The following is a 19,341-nucleotide window of genomic DNA, read 5'->3' as shown; positions in this document are numbered from 1 at the left end:
GCTCGCCGACGTCGCCGATCCCCGCCAATCACGGACGTGAACTGGTCCGATGGCATCCCGTAAGGAGTCCTCGTGAAGAAAATCCTCTCTGCGATGCTCGCCGTCGCAACAGCGGGCGTGCTGTCGGCCTGCGGCAGCGGACCGGCCCCCGGCAACGCCCCCGGCGGCGGTGGCGGCTCCGGCGGCCAGATCACGATGGGCTTCTCCCAGGTGGGCGCGGAGAGCGGTTGGCGCACCGCCAACACGACCTCGATCCAGGACGCCGCCAAGGCCGCCGACATCAACCTGAAGTTCTCCGACGCGGGCGGCAAGCAAGAGAACCAGATCTCGGCCATCCGGTCCTTCATCCAGCAGCGCGTCAACGTGATCGCCTTCAGCCCGGTGGTCCGCACCGGCTGGGACGCCGTGCTGCTCGAAGCCAAGAACGCCAACATCCCGGTGATCCTGACCGACCGCGCCGTCGACACCCAGGAGAAAGACGTCTACAAGACGTTCCTCGGCGCCGACTTCGTCCAGGAGGGTCAGTGGGCCGGCGACTGGGTGGTCAAGGAATTCGCCAACGCCACCGAGCCCGTGAACATCGTGCAGCTCGAAGGCACCACCGGATCGGACCCCGCGCTGGAGCGCAGCACCGGATTCTCCAAGGCCATCGCCGCCAACCCGAACCTCAAGGTGATCGCCTCGCAGTCCGGCGATTTCACCCGATCAGGCGGCAAGCAGGTCATGGAGGCCTTCCTCAAGGCCAACCCCAAGATCGATCTGGTGTTCGCGCAGAACGACGACATGGGACTCGGCGCGATCGAGGCCATCGAGGCCGCGGGCAAGAAGCCCGGCACCGACATCAAGATCGTGGCGATCGACGCCACGCACGACGGCATGCAGGCCCTGGCCGACGGCAAGATGAACTTCATCGTCGAGTGCAACCCGCTGCTCGGGCCGCAACTGATGGACCTGGCCAAGAAAGTGGTTGCAGGCGAACCGGTTCCGCCGCGTGTCGTGACCCCGGATCAGACGTTCGATCAGGCGCAGGCCAAAGCCATCCTGCCCGAGCGTAAGTACTGACCGACACGTGCACGCCGTCATGACAGCACCGACCGTCGACCCGGTCGTCCACATGCGGGACGTCACGATCGACTTCCCCGGGGTCAAGGCCCTCGACGGGGTGGAGTTCCGCCTGCTGCCCGGTGAGATCCACGCGCTGATGGGTGAGAACGGCGCCGGGAAGTCGACGCTGATCAAGGCCCTCACCGGGGTCTACGACATCGACGCGGGCTCCATCACCGTCGACGGCGTCGCACAGCGATTCACCAATCCTCGGCAAGCGCAGGACGCCGGCATCAGCACCGTGTACCAGGAGGTCAACCTCTGCCCCAATCTGACGGTGGCAGAGAACATCCTGCTGGGCCGCGAACCCCGGCGCTTCGGCCGCATCGACTCCCGGGCCATGAACCGCCGGGCCGCCGAGCTGCTCGCCGAGCTCGACCTGGCAATCGATCCGCGGTCCACACTGGGCGCGCACCCGATCGCGCTGCAACAACTGGTGGCCATCGCCCGCGCGATGGCGGTCTCGGCGCGCGTGCTGATCCTCGACGAACCGACCTCCAGTCTGGACGCCGACGAGGTGGCCGAACTGTTCCGGGTGATGCGGCGCCTGCGCGACGCGGGCACCGCGATCCTGTTCGTGTCGCACTTCCTCGACCAGGTGTATGCGATCTCCGATCGGATGACGGTGTTGCGCAACGGCCGCCTGGTCGGTGAGTACGAGACCGCGACGCTGGACCGGCTGGCGCTGATCTCGGCGATGCTCGGCCACGAGCTCGCCGTCCTCGACGAGATCGCCGACAACGCAGGCTCACCGGTCAGCGACGACGTCGTGCTCAGCGCCCAGGGACTCGGCCGGGAGCCGGCGCTGCACCCGATCGATCTCGACATCCACCGCGGCGAAGTCGTCGGGCTGGCCGGGCTGCTCGGTTCAGGCCGAACGGAACTGGCGCGCCTGATGTTCGGCGCCGACCGGGCGACCAGCGGCGACATCGCGATCGACGGCAGGCCTGCCGCCGTGCGCTCACCGCGCGCCGCGATCGCCCACCGGATCGCGTTCTCGTCCGAAGACCGCAAGGGCGAAGGCATCATCGGCGAACTCTCCATCCGCGACAACCTCGTCCTCGCCCTGCAGGCTCGGCGCGGATTCGCCCGCCCGCTCTCCCGTGCCGCCAAGGACGATCTCGTCGACCGCTACATGGAGGCGCTCGACATCCGCCCCCGCAACGCCTCACTGCCGGTGAAGAACCTCAGCGGCGGCAATCAGCAGAAGGTGCTGCTGGCGCGGTGGCTCATCACCGAACCACAGCTGTTCATCCTCGACGAACCCACCCGCGGCATCGACGTCGGCGCCAAGGCCCAGATCCAGAAGCTCATCGCCGACCTCGCCGCCGACGGCATGGGGGTGGTCTTCATCTCCGCCGAACTCGACGAGGTGGCCCGCATCAGTGACCGGATCGCGGTGCTGCGCGACGGCCGCTGCGTGGCACAGGTCGGAAACGACTGCAGCGTCAAGGAACTGACGTCACTCATCGCTGGGCACGGTGCGTCATGACCAAGAAGATCACCGCCTCTCCGCTGCTGTGGCCCGCGTTGGCGCTCGTCGCGCTGCTCGTCGTGAACGTGATCCTGACGCCCAGCTTCCTGAGCATCCGCGTGCAGGACGGCCACCTGTTCGGCAGCCTCATCGACATCCTGCGCAACGGCGCCCCCACCATGCTCGTCGCACTCGGCATGACGCTGGTGATCGCGTCGCGCGGCATCGACCTGTCCGTCGGCGCCGTCGTCGCGGTCAGCGGCGCACTGGCCTGTGCGCACATCGCCGCATCGGATCAGCCCGGCAGCACCGGCACCGTGCTGTCGGCGATGGGTATTGCCCTCGGAGTCGCCGTCGCGCTGGGACTGTGGAACGGCGCGCTGGTGTCGGTGTTCGGGGTGCAACCGATCATCGCCACGCTGGTGCTGATGACCGCCGGACGCGGCATCGCGCTGTTCATCACCGACGGCCAGATCGTGACCACCGAGAACGCACCGTTCAAGGTCCTCGGTGCCGGATTCGCGCTCGGACTGCCGGTCGCGATCCTGGTCAGCCTCGCGGTGTTCGCCCTCGTCGGGTTGCTGACCCGCCGCACTGCGCTCGGCATGCTGCTCGAGTCGGTTGGCATCAACCCGGAGGCGAGCAGGCTCGCCGGGGTGCGGCATCGCTCGATCGTGTTCGCGGTGTACGTGTTCAGCGCGCTCTGCGCCGGCATCGCGGGATTGATGATCGCCTCGAACATCTCGGCCGCCGACGCCAACAACGCCGGACTGTGGATCGAGATGGACGCGATCCTCGCCGTCGTCATCGGCGGCACGTCACTGCTGGGCGGCCGGTTCAGCCTCACCGGAACGATCCTGGGCGCGTTGATCATCCAGACGCTGACCACGACGGTCTACACCGCGGGCATCACGCCGGAGACCACGCTCGTGTTCAAGGCACTCGTGGTGATCGCGGTCTGCCTGCTGCAGGCCCCCAAGTTCCGCGCACTGATGCGACGCAAGCGCACGGTCCGGCCTGCGCCCGCGGCCCCTGTCAGCATCCCCGAGCCGGTGGTGACCCGATGACCGTGACCGTCACCCGGCCCCCCGCGCTCGCCGGGCTCGCCCGCTACGCCCGCGGCCGCTATCTGTCCCCGCTGGCCTCGCTCGCGCTGTTCGTCGTGATGTTCACCGCCGTGGTCACCCGCTTCGACTTCGCCAGCCCCACCCAGGTGTTCCTGAACCTGTTGGTGGACAACAGCTATCTGATCGTGCTCGCGGTCGGCATGACGTTCGTACTGCTGACCGGTGGCATCGACCTGAGCGTCGGGTCCGTGGTGGCGCTGTCGACGGTGATCGTCGCGACGACGCTGCGGGCGGGCTGGCCCACCCCTCTGGCGCTGGCCACCGTTCTGGTCGTGGGCCCGGCACTCGGGCTCGTCATGGGTCTGGTCATCGAGTTCTTCGACGTGCAGCCGTTCATCGTCACCCTCGCCGGGATGTTCCTGGCGCGCGGCCTCTGCTACGTCATCAGCGTCGACACGCTGCCCATCGACGACCCGGTGATGCGCGCCGTCGGGCTGAACTACGTCTACCTCTACGAGGACAAGTTCATCCGCTGGACGGTCGTCATCGCGCTCGTCGTCGTCGTGGTCGCCGCCTACACGCTGCACCAGACCCGCTTCGGCCGCACGGTGTACGCCGTCGGCGGCAACCGGCAGTCCGCCCAGCTGATGGGCTTAAGCGCCTCCCATGCCCGGGTCGGCGTCTACGCCATCAGCGGGTTCTGCGCAGCGCTCGCCGGACTGCTGCTCGCGATGCAGAAGCTCTCCGGCTACAGCCTCAACGGCATCGGACTCGAACTCGACGCGATCGCGGCCGCCGTGATCGGGGGCGTATTGCTCTCCGGCGGCGTCGGATTCGTGCTCGGCTCGCTGATCGGCGTGCTGGTGCTCGGCACCATCGGCACATTCGTGACCGCAGCGAATCTGGACTCCTACTGGACCCGCATCATGACCGGGGTGCTCCTGCTGATATTCGTCCTGGTTCAACGACTAGTGGTGAGGAAACCCGGATGAGCACCCAGCCCACTCCCCCGACGGCAGGCAAACCGGTGATGGCCGACGTGGCACGTCTGGCCGGCGTCAGCCACCAGACCGTGTCGCGGGTGATCAACGGCTCCTCGAGCATCCGGCCCGCCACCAAGGCCCGCGTCGAGCAGGCCATCGAGGAACTCGGCTACCGGCCCAACACCGCGGCCCGCGCGCTGGTGACCCGCCGGTCGGGCATCATCGGCATCGTCGGCACCAACAGCGCCCTCTACGGTCCGTCGAGCATCCAGCGTTCCGTGCAGGAAGCCGCCCGCACGGCCGGCTACTTCACCAGCCTCGTTCCGTTGGCCGAGGTCACCCGCGAAACGCTGCGTGACGCGCTCGACCATCTGACTAGGCAGTCCGTGGAGGCCGTCGTGATGATCGTCGCCCAGGAGGACGTCCTCGAGATCGTGCACTCCGCGCACGCCGACCTGCCCCTCGTCGTGGTCGAAGGTGACCTGTCCGGGCGGGGACTCAGCGTCGGCGTCGACCAGATGGACGGTGCCCGCCAGGCCACCTCGCACCTGATCGGACTGGGCCACACCGCGATCGAACACGTTGCGGGACCTTTGAATTTCACGGAAGCCAAAGGCCGGCAGACCGGCTACGAGCAGGCCATGCGGGATGCGGGACTGACTCCCCGCCGTGCCTGCGAAGGCGATTGGACCCCGCGCCGCGGGTACGAGATCGGCCGGGAACTCGCCCGCCGGGGCGACTTCACCGCGGTCTTCGTCGCCAACGACCAGATGGCGATCGGCGTCCTGCATGCCTTCGCCGAAGCCGGCCTGTCGGTGCCCGGCGACGTCAGTGTCGTCGGGTTCGACGACATCCCCGAAGCGGGCTTCCTGATTCCGGCGCTCACCACGATCCGGCAGGACTTTCACGAGATCGGCCGTCGCGCCATGGATCTGGTGATGGCGACTCTCGAAGGGGCGAGCACCAATGTCCCCCTCCTCCCCACCGAACTGATAATCCGCGCCAGCACGGCACCCCCGAAGGAGTCTTCGTGAGCAGTGAGAAGTACACGGTAGGGGTCGATTTCGGCACGCTGTCCGGCCGCGCCCTCGTCGTGCGGGTCAGCGACGGCCACGAGATGGCCAGCGCCGAACACGTCTACACCCACGCGGTGGTGACCGACACCCTGCCCGGCGGCACCGACCGGCTGCCCCCGCAGTGGGCACTGCAGGTGCCCAGCGACTACGTCGACGTGCTGCGCACCGCGGTGCCGGAGGCGGTGGCCGCCGCCGGTATCGACGCGGGCGACGTCATCGGCATCGGCACGGACTTCACCGCATGCACGATGGTGCCGGTTCGCGGCGACGGCACCCCGCTGTGCGAGATCGCCGACTTCGCCGACCGGCCGCACGCGTACGCCAAGCTGTGGCGCCACCACTCCCCCCAGCCGCAAGCCGACCGTATCAATGCCGTTGCCGCCCGACGTGGCGAGTCCTGGCTGCCGCGGTACGGCGGATTGATCTCCAGTGAGTGGGAGTTCGCCAAAGCGCTGGAGATCCTCGACGAGGACCCGCAGATCTACGCGGCGATGGACCACTTCGTCGAAGCCGCAGACTGGATCGTCTGGCAGCTCTGCGGCACCTACGTCCGCAACGCGTGCACCGCCGGCTACAAGGGCATCCGGCAGGACGGCCACTACCCGTCACGCGAGTTCCTCGCCGCGGTGCGCCCGCAGTTCGCCGACTTCGTCACCGACAAGCTCGACCATCGGATCGGCACGCTCGGAGACAGTGCCGGAGGGCTGACCGCGCAGGCCGCCGCGTGGACCGGCCTGCCGCAGGGCATCCCCGTCGCCGTCGGCAACGTCGACGCCCACGTCACCGTCGCCGCCGCCGATGCGCTCGACCCGGGATCACTGGTCGCGATCATGGGCACCTCGACCTGCCACGTGATGAACTCCGACGTGCTGCGCGAAGTCCCCGGCATGTGCGGGGTGGTGCTCGACGGGATCAGCTCCGGCAGTTGGGGATACGAAGCCGGACAGTCCGGCGTCGGCGACATCTTCGGCTGGTTCGTCGCCAACTGCGTGCCCGAGAGCTACCAGACCGAAGCCCGGCGCCGCGGCCTCTCGCTGCACGAGTACCTGTCCGAGCTGGCCGGCCGTCAGCGCGTCGGCGAGCACGGCCTGATCGCGCTGGACTGGCACAGCGGAAACCGGTCCGTACTCGTCGATCACGAGCTGTCGGGAGTGATGGTCGGGCAGACACTGGCGACCACATGCGTCGACATGTACCGGGCCCTGTTGGAGGCCACCGCGTTCGGCACCCGGATGATCGTCGAGACGTTCGTGCGCAGCGGCGTGCCGGTCAACGAGCTCGTCGTCGCCGGCGGCCTGCTGAAGAACAGCCTGCTGATGCAGATCTACGCCGACGCCGTCGGGCTGCCGCTGTCGGTGGTGCCGTCCCCGCAAGCCCCTGCGCTCGGCTCCGCCATCCACGCCGCCACCGCGGCCGGCGCGTTCCCCGACGTGCCGACCGCTGCCCGGCAGATGGGCCGCCGCATCCGCGACGCCTACACCCCGATCCCCGCCAATGTCGCTGCCTACGAACAGCTCTACCGCGAGTACGTCGCGGCCTACGAGTGGTTCGGCCGCGGCAACGGCATGATGCGGCGGCTGCGCCGCATCGGCACCCCCGAACCCGTAGGAGTTCTGTCGTGACCATCACCTCCGACATCGACGCCGCCATCGCCGATCTGCGCCGCCAGGTCTGCGATCTGCACCGCCACCTCACCCAGTACGAACTCGTCATCTGGACCGCGGGCAACGTCTCGGCCCGTGTCCCCGGCCGCGACCTGATGGTCATCAAACCCTCCGGCGCGGACTACGAGTCGATGACCCCGACGGACATGGTGGTCTGCGACCTGCACGGCACCCTCGTCGACGGGGAACTGTCCCCCTCGTCGGACACCGCCGCCCACGCCTACGTGTACCGGCACATGCCCCACGTCGGCGGCGTCGTGCACACCCACTCCACCTACGCCACCGCGTGGGCCGCCCGCGGCGAGCCGATCCCGTGCGTGCTGACGATGATCGCCGACGAGTTCGGGGGCGAGATCCCCGTCGGCCCGTTCGCGCTCATCGGTGACGACTCGATCGGCCGGGGCATCGTGGAAACGCTGCAGCACAGTCGCTCTCGCGCGGTGCTGATGCGCAACCACGGGCCGTTCACCATCGGACGCACCGCGCGCGACGCCGTCAAAGCCGCCGTCATGGTCGAGGACGTCGCCCGCACCGTGCACATCAGCCGACAGCTCGGCGTACCGCCGGAGATCGACGCCGACGACGTCACCGCGCTGTTCGAGCGCTACCAGAACGTGTACGGCCAGCCCGGCCGCACACAGGAGACCTCCGAGGAGACACTGCGATGATCGCGTCCCGACTCGTCACCAGCCAGGTGTGGCTGGTGACCGGCAGCCAGTCGATGTACGGGCAGGACATCCTCGACCAGGTCGCCGATCAGTCCCGTCAGATCGCCGACCAGCTCGACGCCGGCCCCGAGATCCCGGTCGAGGTGCGCTGGCTGCCCGTGGTCACCGACACCGAGCACATCGCCCGCGTCCTCGCCGAGGCCAATGCCTCACCGGACTGCATCGGGGTGATCGCATGGATGCACACGTTCTCGCCGGCCAAGATGTGGATCCGCGGACTCAAGACGCTGACCAAGCCACTGCTGCATCTGCACACCCAGTTCGGTGTCGAATTGCCCTGGGCGTCCATCGACATGGACTTCATGAACCTCAACCAGGCCGCGCACGGCGACCGCGAGTTCGGCTACATCCAGACCCGGATGTCACACCCCCGCAAGACCGTCGCCGGGCACGTCAGCGATCCGCGGACGCGCCGCCGCATCGGCAACTGGATGCGAGCCGCCCTCGGGCATGCCGAGCTGTCCACGCTGAAGGTCGCCCGGTTCGGGGACAACATGCGCGGAGTCGCCGTCACCGAGGGCGACAAGGTCGAAGCCGAAGCGCATTTCGGTGTCTCGGTGGACACCTACGGCGTCAACGACCTGGTGCGCGTCGTCGACGGCATCAGCGCCGCCGACGTCGACAAACTGGTCCGCGAGTACGCCCACACCTACCGCGTGTCCCCGGAGCTGCTGCCCGGTGGTGATCGGCACATGTCGCTGCGGGTCGGCGCGCAGATCGAGCTCGGCTTACGGAAGTTCCTGCAACAGGCCGACTTCCACGCCTTCACCACCAATTTCGAGGATCTCGGCGGGTTGCGGCAGCTGCCCGGGCTCGCGGTGCAGCGGCTGATGGCCGACGGCTACGGCTTCGGCGGTGAGGGCGACTGGAAGACCGCGACGATGCTGCGCACCGTCAAGGTGATGGCTGAGGGTCTGCCCGGCGGCACCTCGTTCATGGAGGACTACACCTACGACCTGACACCCGGCCGGGAGCGCATCCTCGGCGCGCACATGCTCGAGGTGTGCCCGAGCATCGCGGCCGACGTACCGACGCTGGAGGTGCATCCGCTGTCGATCGGGGATCGCGACGACCCGGTGCGGCTGCGCTTCACCGCCGCCCCGGCCGACGCCGTGATCCTCGGCATCTGCGACATGGGCGATCGTTTCCGCCTGGTGGCCAACGAGGTTCGCGTGGTCGAACCCACTGCCGAGTTGCCGAAGCTGCCCGTCGCGTGTGCGGTGTGGGAACCGCTGCCGAACTGGTCGACCTCCGCCGAGGCGTGGCTGATGGCCGGCGCCCCCCACCACACGGTGCTGACCACCGCGGTGGACACCGAGACCCTCGAGGACTTCGCGGAGATCACCGGCACCGAGCTGCTCGTCATCGACGCCGGTACCACCGTGCGGGACTTCCAGAACGCGCTCAAGTGGAACGGGGTGTATCACCATGTCGCCGGCGGACTCTGACGCGGCGGTGCAGTGATGCTCGCCGCGCGACTGCACGGCGTCGGTGATCTGCGCGTGTACCGCGAACTCGATCCCGACGAGCCTCCGCCGGGTTGGTCGCTGCTCGCCGTCACCTCGGTCGGCATCTGCGGCTCGGATCTGCACTGGTTCACCGACGGCGGTATCGGAGAGAACCGCATCGAGCGGCCCGTGGTCCCCGGTCACGAGTTCGCCGCGGTCGCGCTCACCGGCCCGCTGGCCGGGCGTCGGGTCGCCGTCGACCCCGCGATCCCGTGTCAGAACTGCGAGATGTGCCATGCCGGCTTCCACAACCTCTGTCCGACGGTCGAATTCGCGGGCCACGGCACGCTCGACGGGGCGCTGCGGGAACACCTGGTGTGGCCGGACCATCTGTTGCATCCTTTGCCCGACAATCTCAGCGACGACGCCGGTGCGCTGCTCGAGCCGCTCGGTGTCGCCGTCCACGCCGTCGGTGTCGGCCACGTCCGGGCCGGGATGGACGTCCTCGTCGTCGGCGGCGGGCCGATCGGCGTGCTCACCGCGCAGGTGGTGCGCCGCACCGGCGCCCGGCGGGTGTTCCTGGTCGAACCGCTCGCCCATCGGCGCGCCACCGCGCTGCGAGTCGGTGTCGACGCCGCGTTCGCACCCGACACTGCGGCCGAGGAGATCCTGGACGCGACCGAGGGCCGGGGTGTCGACACGGTGATCGAGATGGCCGGCACCGACGCCGCGATCGCCACCGCCGTGGCCGCGTCCCGGCCGGGGGCCCGGATCGCGCTCGGCGGCATTCCGTCGGAGGACTCATCGTCGTTCCCGGCAGCCGCCGCCCGGCGCAAAGGCCTGACGTTCGCGATGGTGCGACGGATGAACGACACCTACCCGCGGGCGATCGAACTGGCCACCAGCGGAATCGATCTCGATGCGATCGTCAGCCAGCGACGGCCGCTCGCCGAGGCGGCCGAAGCGTTCACCTCAGCGGCGCAACGGTGCGGGGACAAGGTCGTCATTACAGTATCGGGCTGACTCAGTCGCCGGCCAGCACCTGAAGCGCTGCGCGCCCACGACGGGCAGCAGTCCCGGTCGCGATCCACGAGCGGTGGTTTGCATCCTGTAGCTGGTTCCACAGCGCTTTGAGCCGCTTGCGGTCGCTGCCGATCCTGCGTTCCCGGTCGGCAACTGGGTCCGTCACAGCGCAGGCGAGCACGGCGGCATCGTCGAGATGGCGGACGCGGTCTCGTGAATCCGCCATGTAAGCCGCGCCTTTCAGCACAAGCGCACCAAGGACATCTGGGACGCTCAATGTCACCACGCCGTCGCCATCGTCCACTTCGCAGATCACAGCTTTCTTCAAGGCCGAGGTGCCGCCAGGGACTGCGAAGACATGTCGCCGCAGAGCTTTTGGCCGCTTTCCCTCCGGCAGGCGGTCGGGCACCATCACGTCGATTGTCTCTGTGCTGGTCCGTCTCCGAACGTATCGGTGGACCGGCCCGTCACCCATCGGTTCCAGCAGCGTGTACCCAAGCCCTTCCAGGTCATCTCGGACACTGCTGAAGGTGACCGCCCCTGTCTGGATATGCAAGATCATGTCGACGTCGACCGTTGGCCGGGTCAGCGCCAATCCAGCCCTCGCGGCATGGAGTTGCACCATCAGCCCTCCGACCAGCGTCCATTGGGTAGGCGGTATGGATCGGGCAATCTCGACGAGCTGTGGCCATGGTAGGGGCCAACCTCCCGGAGGGGCGTCAATCTTCCACACGGGACGCTCGCTGGCCCCAGCTTGGCTCACCGGACGTTTTCGACGGGGGTATTGCCGGCGCGGAATGCGTCGAGCAGTTCCTCGAGCACCCTTTCCCCCGCGGACGCTTCACGAGTGTCAAGAGACTCGGACAGATCCACGGCGATAGCTGCCATGAGCGGCCGATCGACGGCATATCCTGCGTCGTCTGGAACGACGCGCACGGTGATGTCACCTTCGAGATCCTCGACAAGACCGAGTTTGGTTACGGTGTCGGCGAAGTCGGCTGCCGCGACGTAGCCGTCGGCTCCCCGCTCGCTCGGCGACAAGCCGAATCGTGCGGCCACCTCCGGATTGCGCAGCGCACTTACTCCGGTGGGGACGAGACCATCGTCCCGACCCCAGCCCTGCATGTGGTGAACGCGGGCGCGTCCGCGAGCCAACCACGCCACCTCGGGTGCATGAGCGGCGCGCAGGCGGTGGCGTAAACGCGACAATGCGGCAGAATCCATCCACGGTGCGTTCAGGCCAGACAAAAGCGCGAGTGCGGCCCAGGCCGTCGCCGGGGTCCACGGTCGCCCATTGTGGCGGACGCGGCCGGCAAGGTGGTGCACCGACGCGGCATCGAGCAGCAGCGTGCGCCCGACCACGCGGGTGATGACCAGAACGCCATCGTTAGCCAGTCGTCGCACCTGCCGCTGGGACACCTGTAGGTGCTCAGCGGCATCGGCAGCCGTCATTTCAGGCATGCGTATATGGTCCGCTATCGGACGTATTGACGCAATAGCTGCAGATCAAATGGTCGCAGGAGCCGCTCACCCCGCGTTGGCGGACATCGCCCACCGGATGCCGCCGACGAGCACGTGCCCGGCTGAGCGGACGACGGTCGCCTCCGCGGGCGGGAAGTACGGCAGCCACAGCGGACCGCGCGCCCACTTCGGCAGCATCGACACGGCCGCCGCCGCGAGCGCGGCATACGGTGCGCGCGCCAGGATCGGCAGCGGCGGGGTCAGCAGCAGGAACCGCGCGGCATCCCGTGCGGCGGCCGTCCCGGCCATCTCCGGCCGGTAGTCCGACAACCTTTGCGCCAGTTCGGCTTCCGTGCGCGGCGGGTCGATGACACCCAGTTTGGCCGCCACCTGCGCGGTGTCGGCCACATACCCGTCGCGGCCCGCCTGATCCAACGGCGATGAGCCATACAGCTGATGCGCGCGCAGGAAGCTGTCGACCTCGGCGATGTGCACCCATTCCAGCAGGTGCGGGTCCCCCGCCTCGTAGGGCCGCCCGTCCGGTGCCACACCGCGTACCCGGCGGTGGATGCCGCGCACCTTGTCGACCGCGCGCTGCGCGTCGTCGGCCGGACCGAACGTCGTCACCGCCAGGAACGTGCTCGTCCGCGCCAGCCGGCCCCACGGGTCACCGCGGTAATCGGAGTGCTCGGCCACCCCGGCCATCGCCAGCGGGTGCAACGACTGCAGCAGCAGCGCCCGCAGCCCACCGACGAACATCGACGCATCCGCGTGCACCTGCCGGATCGGGCGGTCGTCGGCGAACCAGCGCGGACCGGGCGTCTCGTGGATGCGGGCGCGGTTCTCGGGCCCCTCCGGACCCGCCACCATCCCGAACAGCGCGCTACCCATCCGCGTGCGGACAGCCCCCAGGGCGTCTATGGCCATACCCCAGGCTACGGGTTGCTGGCCGTACCCAGTTCTGCGTAGACCGCGGCCTCGAACCCGAGGATCGTCTCGACCATCGCCTCGTCGAAGAACGGCAGCACCTGCGTTGCGATGACCGCGGCGACGCCGGCGGTGCGGTCGATCCAGTAGAAGCTGTTGAACAGGCCCGACCAGTCGGCCGACCCGGCGCTGCGCATGCCCGGCAGGTCGGTCAGGTACAGGTGGAATCCGAGGCCCCAGCCCTGCGGCACATCCAGCAGCGCGACGGTGTTGCTGAGCTCCGGCACCGTCGAGATCGACTCTTTGGGCAGCGGCGCCCCATCGAGGTGATCGCGCAACGCGAGCTCGACGGTTTCTTCGGCGAGGATGCGTGTGCCGTCGAGTTCGCCGCCGTTGAGCCAGGCCCGGACGAAGCGTCCGTAGTCGGCGATGGTCCCGTAGGACCCGTGCCCCGCGGCGTCCCACTCCGGGGCGGCCGGCAGATCGAGATCGGTCGTGACCAGGTTCCCGTCCGGCGCGCGGAAGCGGATCGGCAGCAGCCGCGCACGCTGCTCGTCGGTCGGGTCGAACGTCGTCTCCGTCATCCCGAGCGGGCCGTAGACGTGCTCGGCCAGGTAGGCGCTCAGCGACTGACCGCTGACGGCCTCGATGACCAGGCCCAGCCAGTCGGTGTTGACGCCGTACTCCCACACGGTGCCGGGGTCGTTGATCAGCGGAGCGCTGAGGCTGCGTTTGGCGCCCTCGAGCGGGTTGGGGAAGCCGTGCTCCGTGCAGAAGGTGAAGAGCTTCTCGTTGGTGAAGTGGTAGCCACAGCCGGCGGTGTGCGTCATCAACTGCCGAATGGTCGCCTGCGTCGCGGGTGCCCGCAGCACCGGCTCACCGCCGTCGAACCCGTCGAGCACCTGCAGTTCACCGAACTCGGGCAGGATCGATGCGACGGTCGCGTCCAAGGCCAGCCGACCCTGCTCGACGAGCTGAAGCGCGCCGGTGGTGGCGACGGCCTTGGTCATCGATGCGTTGCGGAACATGGTGTCGGGCTTCGCATCTCCGGCGGCGTGCGCGTAGAGCACACCGTCGCGACCCACCACCGTAGCAGCGACGCCGTGCAGTCTGCCGCTTCCCGTGACACCATCCAGAATCTCGTCGATCCGCTCGAATCCCATGGCCGCCATCATGGCACGGCCGCTACACCGCGCGGGCGAGGTTCCGATCCGGTATCCGCGCCAGACCGAGGTGACCCCGCAGCGTGGTCGAGGTGTACTCGCGCCGGAACAGGCCCCGATCCCGCAGGATCGGCACGACGTGATCGACGAACAACTCCAGGCCCGACGGGAACACGTCCGGCATCAGGTTGAAGCCGTCGACCGCGCCCGCGACGAACCACTCCTCGATCGCGTCCGCGATCTGTTCCGGCCCACCGACCACGAGACGGTGCCACGTGATCACCCGGTCCAGCAGCTCACGCACCGTCAGCGACTCGCGCCGCGCCAGGTTGACAACGATGTCTCGAGCGCCCTGCGATCCCGAATCGGTCACGGCACCATCGAGCAGCCACTGTGGCAGCGGCCGATCCCATTGCAGTTCGGCCGGATCCACCGACAGCTGTCCCGCCAGGTGCGCCAACCGCCGCTCACCCGCGAGCTCGTTGAGCTCGTCGTTGCGCCGCCGCGCCTCCGCCTCGGTGCTGCCCAGCACGAACGACAACCCCGGCATGATCCGCACCGCATCGCGCGGCCGACCGTATGCGGCTGTCCGCGAACGGATCTCACCGGCGTTACGCAGCGCGTCGGACAGCGACGCCTGCGCGGCGAACACCCCGTCGGCATAGCGGGCCGCGAGGTCGAGCCCGCCCGGTGAGCCGCCGGCCTGGAAGAGCACCGGATGTCCCTGCGGGGACCGCGGCAGAGTCAGCGGACCGTCGACGGAGAAGAACTCGCCGCGGTGGTCGATGGTGTGGATGGCACCGGGCCGGCTGAACGCGCCGGTCGCCTTGTCGGCGAGCACGGCGTCGTCGTCCCACGAATCCCACAGTGCACGAACCACATCGATGAACTCGGCGGCCTGGCGGTACCGCTGTGCTCGGTCCGGCTGGCCGCTCCCCCCGAAGTTGTTCCACGCGTACGGGTCGCTGCTGGTCACCACGTTCCACGCCACGCGCCCCCCGCTGAGGTGGTCAAGAGAGGCGAAGCGACGCGCGACGTTGAAGGGCTCCTCGAACGACGTCGACACCGTGCCGATCAGCCCGAGATGCGTCGTCGCCGACGCCAGCGCCGACAGCAGCACGATCGGGTCCAGCGCCAGCGGCGGTGCCACCAGTGGTTCGTCGGGCTTCTGGAACAGCGACGGGCTGTCGGCGAGGAACAGCGCGTCGAGCGTGCCGCGTTCGGCGATCCGGGCGACCTCGATCCAGTAGGACAGGTCGGTGAACCAGTGCGGATCCGCGCCGGGGAACTGCCACGCCGCCGGGTGCATGCCGTCGGAGAGGACGTTGACGCCCAGGTGCAGCTGGCGGCTGGTCACGCCGGATCACCGGGCAGCGCGAGCTTTTTCACCTCGGGATCGGTGGCGATGAACTGCTGCACCCGGGGATCCTTGAACGCCTTGATCAGGTTCTTCACGTTCTCGGTGTCGACGTAGTCGCTGCCCACCGTCAGCACCGAGGCGAACTCGTCGGGTGACTTCGGCGCGTAGATCAGCTTGTCCTCACTGACCCCCGCGGCCAGGAACGACTCCGCGTAGCCGACGATCGCATCCAGATCGGGCAGCGCCCGCGGTTGCGCCCCGAAGTCCAGCAGCGTGAACTTCAGGTTCTTCGGATTGGCCACGATGTCCTTGGTGGTCAGCGCGGTGATGTCGGCATCAGGACGCAACGTGACGAGCCCGGCCTGGGCCAGGTACCAGATGCCCTGGGCGTTGTTCGCCGGATCGGCCAGCAGCGACACCGTGGCGCCGTCCGGAAGGTCCTGCGGTGTGCGGTATTTGTCCGACCAGATGCCGAACACCCAGTGGAAGAACGGACCGGTCGCCGCCTGCTCCTTGAAGCTCGGGTTGGCGTCGAGCACCTGCTGCAGCCAGTGCCGGTGCTGGAAGATGGTGCCGGCGTACCGTCCGTCGCTGATGGCCTGGTTGATCTGGGTGCTGTCGCCGAGTCCGACCGCGCCGACCTTGACGTCGTAGTCGGGGGCGATGTTCGCGGCGATGTAGTCGATGATCGCCTTCTCCGCAGGGTTGGAGTCCAGATACACCACGTCGAGCGTCGCACCCGCCGTCTCGTTCGCCGACGTCGTACCGCTGTTGCGGTTGACCACGAAAAAGATTGCAGCGCCGACGATGACGACGACCGCCACCACCAGGTAGGGCCAACGGCGCCGCTTCTCGAGGGTGAAACCGTGTGGCTGCGCCGCAACCGACTCATCGATGCTCATGCGTCCAGTACTGTGCGGCATGATCGGCACCGTGCCCAGGGTTGCGATCACCGCGATCCACTCACCCTGAGCGCAAAGGTGTCCCACATCGTCGTGCTTTGACACAGTTCGCCCCCATGATCGAGTTGACCGAGCTGACCAAGGTCTACGGCAGTGGCGAACACCGAACCGTGGTGCTCGACCGCATCACGTTCCGCGTGGACGCCGGGGAGATCCTGGCGGTCGTCGGCCCCAGCGGCGCCGGCAAGAGCACGTTGGCCGAGTGCATCAATCTGCTCACCTTGCCGACGTCGGGCTCGGTCGTCGTCAACGGTGAAGACCTCACCACCCTGTCCGCCCAGAAGCTCCGCGTCGCACGGCGGCGCATCGGCACCGTGTTCCAGTCCGCGGGTCTGTTCGAACGGCGCACTGCCGCAGAGAATGTCGCCCTACCACTGGAATACCTCGGCGTCACCGCGGCCGAGTCCAAGAAGCGGGTGGCCGAACTCCTCGACCGGGTCGGGCTGTCCAACAGAGCCAATCACTACCCGTTCCAGCTCTCCGGCGGGCAGAAGCAGCGCGTCGGCATCGCCCGCGCACTGGCGTTACGACCCTCGGTGCTGCTCTCCGACGAGGCGACCGCAGGCCTGGATCCGACCACCACCGCGTCGGTCGTCGAGTTGCTCCGCGAACTGCGTGACGATCTGAACCTGTCGATCGTGTTCATCACCCACGAAATGGACACCGTGCTCAAGATCGCCGACTCGGCGGCCCGACTCGACCACGGCAGCATCGTCGAATCCGGAACTCTGGTGGACCTTCTCACCGATCCCGAGTCGACTTTGGGTGCCGCCCTGCGACCCCAGGGGGTGTCCAGCGACGCTGCCGTGGGTCAGCGGGTGCTGCAGGTGTTGTACGACTCGCCGAGCGTGCCCAGCGACTGGATCGCCCGCGCCAGCGCCGACCTCGGTGCGCCCATCGCGATCCTGGGCGCCTCGGTGCAGCAGGTCCACGGTGTCACCGTCGGCTCGGCCACCCTCGGCATTCCCGTCGAGCTGTTCAGCCGGGCCGCCGATGTGCTGGCCCGCTACGGACTGTCCACCGGTGACGCACCGCTGCGGGGCGCGGCGTGACGCAGACCCTGCTGGCCAATGCCAAAGTACCGGTCAACGAGCTGCCGGGCCTGCTGTTCCCCGCACTCATCGACACCCTGATCATGGTCGGCATCGTGATGACGATCGTCGTCCTCGTCGGGGTGCCGCTCGGGGCGCTGATCCACAACCTCGCGCCCGGCGGACTGTACGAAAACCCCACCCTGCACACGGTGTTGAGCTGGATCATCAGCACCGGCCGCTCGCTGCCCTTCCTGATCCTGACGGCCGCGATCATGCCGTTCACCAGGTTCATCACCGGCACCAACATCGGCATCGCGGCGGCCGTGGTGCCGATGTCCCTGGCCGGTATCGCGTTCTTCACCCGCATCGTCGAGAACTCGTTGCGATCGGTCCCGCCGTCGGTGGTCAGGGTCGCCCGGGCCTCGGGCGGCTCGCGGCTGCAGATCATCCGCTCCGCTCAACTGAACGAGGCGGTGCCCTCGATCCTCGGCGGACTGACCATCAACATCATCGCCATGATCGAATACTCCGCGATCGCCGGCACCATCGGAGCCGGCGGAATCGGTTACGTCGCAGTCACCTACGGCTATCAGCGCTTCGACCAGGGCGTCATGCTGGCCACCATCGTCATCCTCGTCGCGACCGTCGCCGCCGTCCAGCTGATCGGCGACGCCGCAGTGCGCTTCACCACCCCCCACGCTCGTGTGAAAGGAACCGTCACCGCATGACCACCACCGAGAGCCAGGTCGCCGGTCCCGACGACCACGGATTCGACCTCAAGAAACGTCCCCGCTGGATCTGGCTCGCCGTCGGGCTGGTCGTCGTGGTCGTCGCCGTGGTCGCGGGCCGATTCTTCTTCTTCGGAGACACGAAGTCCGCCAATGAGATTCCCGGCGCCACGCTCGTCGTAGCGACCAATGAGGGCAACGCCGCCGAGCAGTCGCTCATCGAATACATCAGCCGCGAGGTCGCACCCAAACACGGCATCACCGTGGCGTTCCGCGGCCTGGCCGACAGCAACACCATCAACCGCGCCGTCAGCGACGGTGAGGTGGCCGGCACCGTCTATCAGCACAAGTTGTGGCTGGGTCAGGTGCTCGAAGCCAACCCCGACTTCCAGGAGCAGGCGGCCACGCCGGTGTTCCGATGGGGATTCGGCATCTGGTCGGACAAGTACAGCGACGTCAGCCAGCTTCCCGACGGAGCCAACGTCTCGTTGTACTCCGATCCGGCCAACGAGGCACAAGGACTGTGGCTGCTCGAGCGCGCCGGTCTGATCACGCTGAACCCGGCCGTCGACAAGTGGACGGCGACGCAGAAGGACATCGTCGGCAATCCCAAGAACCTGAAGTTCACGTTGCTCGACTTTGCCGCGCAATCCCGCTCACTGCCCGACCTGGATGCCGCGGTGGGCTACACCGAGTACTACCTGGCTGCCAAGATCCCCCTGCAGCAACAGATCTTCGCCCCGCCGGCTCCCGACGAGTTCGCCGGACAGCTGACCATCGGCAGCCGCTGGGCCGACACCGACAACATCAAGAAACTGGTCGCGACGTTCAAAGACCCGGCCGTGCAGCAGTTCCTCGCCACCGATCCCAGCGTGAAGGGGATTCTGCTGCCGCTATAGGTTGACGGGCTCTCGGCCGCTGTTTGACAGCACCGGTGATTGCGGCGTGTACTGATCTCCCGTCGAGCAGATCTGAGATCGCCATGTTTTCCGTCGCCAAATCCCGACTGCTTGCTCTGTGTGAATCCGGCGCCAAGGCTTCCCGCCTGGTGATGACGGGCGTTCGCCCGTCCTCCAGCCGCTCAGCCGATACGCGCCGCGATGCCACACACCAGCGCGACCAGGACGCATTCGTCGAGC

General features: G+C 68.0%; 18 protein-coding genes. 12 read left to right on the top strand and 6 right to left on the bottom strand.

Features of this window, described 5'->3' with window-relative positions:
• Nucleotides 1–72 precede the first annotated feature (72 nt).
• Genes ACZ50N_RS04510 through ACZ50N_RS04470 form a run of 9 tightly spaced genes read left to right on the top strand, consistent with a single transcriptional unit; the run spans nt 73 to nt 10,567 of the window.
• A complete protein-coding gene (locus ACZ50N_RS04510) occupies nt 73–1,062 on the top strand; it encodes an ABC transporter substrate-binding protein (RefSeq protein WP_464474748.1) in 990 nt (329 codons plus the stop codon).
• 19 nt (nt 1,063–1,081) lie between these two features.
• Nucleotides 1,082–2,596 carry a sugar ABC transporter ATP-binding protein gene (locus tag ACZ50N_RS04505; protein WP_464474747.1) on the top strand — a complete coding sequence of 505 codons (1,515 nt, stop codon included), beginning with the start codon at nt 1,082–1,084 and terminating at the stop codon, nt 2,594–2,596.
• Nucleotides 2,593–3,645: an ABC transporter permease gene (locus ACZ50N_RS04500; protein WP_464474746.1), complete on the top strand. Its 1,053-nt coding sequence runs from the start codon at nt 2,593–2,595 to the stop codon at nt 3,643–3,645. The genes ACZ50N_RS04505 and ACZ50N_RS04500 overlap by 4 nt, the downstream gene beginning before the upstream one ends.
• Nucleotides 3,642–4,637 carry an ABC transporter permease subunit gene (locus tag ACZ50N_RS04495; RefSeq protein WP_464474745.1) on the top strand — a complete coding sequence of 332 codons (996 nt, stop codon included), beginning with the start codon at nt 3,642–3,644 and terminating at the stop codon, nt 4,635–4,637. Before ACZ50N_RS04500 ends, ACZ50N_RS04495 begins: the two co-directional genes overlap by 4 nt.
• A complete protein-coding gene (locus ACZ50N_RS04490; protein ID WP_464474744.1) occupies nt 4,634–5,662 on the top strand; it encodes a LacI family DNA-binding transcriptional regulator in 1,029 nt (342 codons plus the stop codon). The genes ACZ50N_RS04495 and ACZ50N_RS04490 overlap by 4 nt, the downstream gene beginning before the upstream one ends.
• A complete protein-coding gene (araB, locus tag ACZ50N_RS04485; RefSeq protein WP_464474743.1) occupies nt 5,659–7,326 on the top strand; it encodes a ribulokinase in 1,668 nt (555 codons plus the stop codon). Before ACZ50N_RS04490 ends, araB begins: the two co-directional genes overlap by 4 nt.
• Nucleotides 7,323–8,036 carry an L-ribulose-5-phosphate 4-epimerase gene (locus ACZ50N_RS04480; RefSeq protein ID WP_464474742.1) on the top strand — a complete coding sequence of 238 codons (714 nt, stop codon included), beginning with the start codon at nt 7,323–7,325 and terminating at the stop codon, nt 8,034–8,036. Before araB ends, ACZ50N_RS04480 begins: the two co-directional genes overlap by 4 nt.
• Nucleotides 8,033–9,544, top strand: a complete 1,512-nt coding sequence (araA, locus tag ACZ50N_RS04475) for an L-arabinose isomerase (RefSeq protein WP_464474741.1) — start codon at nt 8,033–8,035, stop codon at nt 9,542–9,544. The genes ACZ50N_RS04480 and araA overlap by 4 nt, the downstream gene beginning before the upstream one ends.
• A gap of 15 nt (nt 9,545–9,559) precedes the next feature.
• Nucleotides 9,560–10,567 carry a zinc-dependent alcohol dehydrogenase gene (locus tag ACZ50N_RS04470; RefSeq protein ID WP_464474740.1) on the top strand — a complete coding sequence of 336 codons (1,008 nt, stop codon included), beginning with the start codon at nt 9,560–9,562 and terminating at the stop codon, nt 10,565–10,567.
• A gap of 1 nt (nt 10,568) precedes the next feature.
• Here the strand turns inward: ACZ50N_RS04470 and ACZ50N_RS04465 are convergent, their stop codons facing one another.
• From ACZ50N_RS04465 to ACZ50N_RS04440, 6 genes are all read right to left on the bottom strand, one after another.
• Nucleotides 10,569–11,192: a hypothetical protein gene (locus ACZ50N_RS04465; RefSeq protein ID WP_464474739.1), complete on the bottom strand. Its 624-nt coding sequence runs from the start codon at nt 11,190–11,192 to the stop codon at nt 10,569–10,571.
• A 134-nt stretch (nt 11,193–11,326) separates the two neighbouring features.
• A complete protein-coding gene (locus ACZ50N_RS04460; protein ID WP_464474738.1) occupies nt 11,327–12,019 on the bottom strand; it encodes a helix-turn-helix domain-containing protein in 693 nt (230 codons plus the stop codon).
• 75 nt (nt 12,020–12,094) lie between these two features.
• Nucleotides 12,095–12,955 (bottom strand): oxygenase MpaB family protein, encoded by an 861-nt coding sequence (locus ACZ50N_RS04455; protein ID WP_464474737.1) that lies wholly within the window; start codon nt 12,953–12,955, stop codon nt 12,095–12,097.
• 8 nt (nt 12,956–12,963) lie between these two features.
• Nucleotides 12,964–14,118: a serine hydrolase domain-containing protein gene (locus ACZ50N_RS04450; RefSeq protein WP_464474736.1), complete on the bottom strand. Its 1,155-nt coding sequence runs from the start codon at nt 14,116–14,118 to the stop codon at nt 12,964–12,966.
• Nucleotides 14,119–14,140: 22 nt separating this feature from the next.
• Entirely contained in the window at nt 14,141–15,475 is a 1,335-nt protein-coding gene (locus ACZ50N_RS04445) for an LLM class flavin-dependent oxidoreductase (RefSeq protein ID WP_464474735.1), read from the bottom strand.
• Complete coding sequence (locus ACZ50N_RS04440) at nt 15,472–16,380, bottom strand: MetQ/NlpA family ABC transporter substrate-binding protein (RefSeq protein WP_464474734.1); 909 nt, start codon at nt 16,378–16,380, stop codon at nt 15,472–15,474. Before ACZ50N_RS04440 ends, ACZ50N_RS04445 begins: the two co-directional genes overlap by 4 nt.
• A 116-nt stretch (nt 16,381–16,496) precedes the next feature.
• Here ACZ50N_RS04440 and ACZ50N_RS04435 point away from each other — a divergent pair, with 116 nt between their 5' ends.
• From ACZ50N_RS04435 to ACZ50N_RS04425, 3 genes are read left to right on the top strand one after another with little or no spacing between them, the layout of a single operon-like run.
• Complete coding sequence (locus tag ACZ50N_RS04435) at nt 16,497–17,492, top strand: methionine ABC transporter ATP-binding protein (RefSeq protein WP_464474733.1); 996 nt, start codon at nt 16,497–16,499, stop codon at nt 17,490–17,492.
• Complete coding sequence (locus tag ACZ50N_RS04430) at nt 17,489–18,202, top strand: methionine ABC transporter permease (protein ID WP_464474732.1); 714 nt, start codon at nt 17,489–17,491, stop codon at nt 18,200–18,202. The genes ACZ50N_RS04435 and ACZ50N_RS04430 overlap by 4 nt, the downstream gene beginning before the upstream one ends.
• Nucleotides 18,199–19,101: a MetQ/NlpA family ABC transporter substrate-binding protein gene (locus ACZ50N_RS04425; RefSeq protein WP_464474731.1), complete on the top strand. Its 903-nt coding sequence runs from the start codon at nt 18,199–18,201 to the stop codon at nt 19,099–19,101. Before ACZ50N_RS04430 ends, ACZ50N_RS04425 begins: the two co-directional genes overlap by 4 nt.
• Nucleotides 19,102–19,341: the final 240 nt, after the last annotated feature.

It is taken from the genome of Mycolicibacterium obuense, from assembly GCF_055397605.1.
Note: the sequence above shows the minus strand (reverse complement) of the source record. Positions and strands in the feature narration are given on the sequence as shown.

Bases quoted from the DNA above. Each gene is read 5' to 3' on its own strand.
- ACZ50N_RS04505 (WP_464474747.1), top strand. From the start codon at position 1,082: ATGACAGCACCGACCGTCGACCCGGTCGTCCACATGCGGGACGTCACG.
- ACZ50N_RS04500 (WP_464474746.1), top strand. From the start codon at position 2,593: ATGACCAAGAAGATCACCGCCTCTCCGCTGCTGTGGCCCGCGTTGGCG.
- ACZ50N_RS04495 (WP_464474745.1), top strand. From the start codon at position 3,642: ATGACCGTGACCGTCACCCGGCCCCCCGCGCTCGCCGGGCTCGCCCGC.
- ACZ50N_RS04490 (WP_464474744.1), top strand. From the start codon at position 4,634: ATGAGCACCCAGCCCACTCCCCCGACGGCAGGCAAACCGGTGATGGCC.
- araA (WP_464474741.1), top strand. From the start codon at position 8,033: ATGATCGCGTCCCGACTCGTCACCAGCCAGGTGTGGCTGGTGACCGGC.
- ACZ50N_RS04470 (WP_464474740.1), top strand. From the start codon at position 9,560: ATGCTCGCCGCGCGACTGCACGGCGTCGGTGATCTGCGCGTGTACCGC.
- ACZ50N_RS04465 (WP_464474739.1), bottom strand. From the start codon at position 11,192: ATGGTGCAACTCCATGCCGCGAGGGCTGGATTGGCGCTGACCCGGCCA.
- ACZ50N_RS04460 (WP_464474738.1), bottom strand. From the start codon at position 12,019: ATGACGGCTGCCGATGCCGCTGAGCACCTACAGGTGTCCCAGCGGCAG.
- ACZ50N_RS04455 (WP_464474737.1), bottom strand. From the start codon at position 12,955: ATGGCCATAGACGCCCTGGGGGCTGTCCGCACGCGGATGGGTAGCGCG.
- ACZ50N_RS04450 (WP_464474736.1), bottom strand. From the start codon at position 14,118: ATGGGATTCGAGCGGATCGACGAGATTCTGGATGGTGTCACGGGAAGC.
- ACZ50N_RS04440 (WP_464474734.1), bottom strand. From the start codon at position 16,380: ATGAGCATCGATGAGTCGGTTGCGGCGCAGCCACACGGTTTCACCCTC.
- ACZ50N_RS04435 (WP_464474733.1), top strand. From the start codon at position 16,497: ATGATCGAGTTGACCGAGCTGACCAAGGTCTACGGCAGTGGCGAACAC.
- ACZ50N_RS04425 (WP_464474731.1), top strand. From the start codon at position 18,199: ATGACCACCACCGAGAGCCAGGTCGCCGGTCCCGACGACCACGGATTC.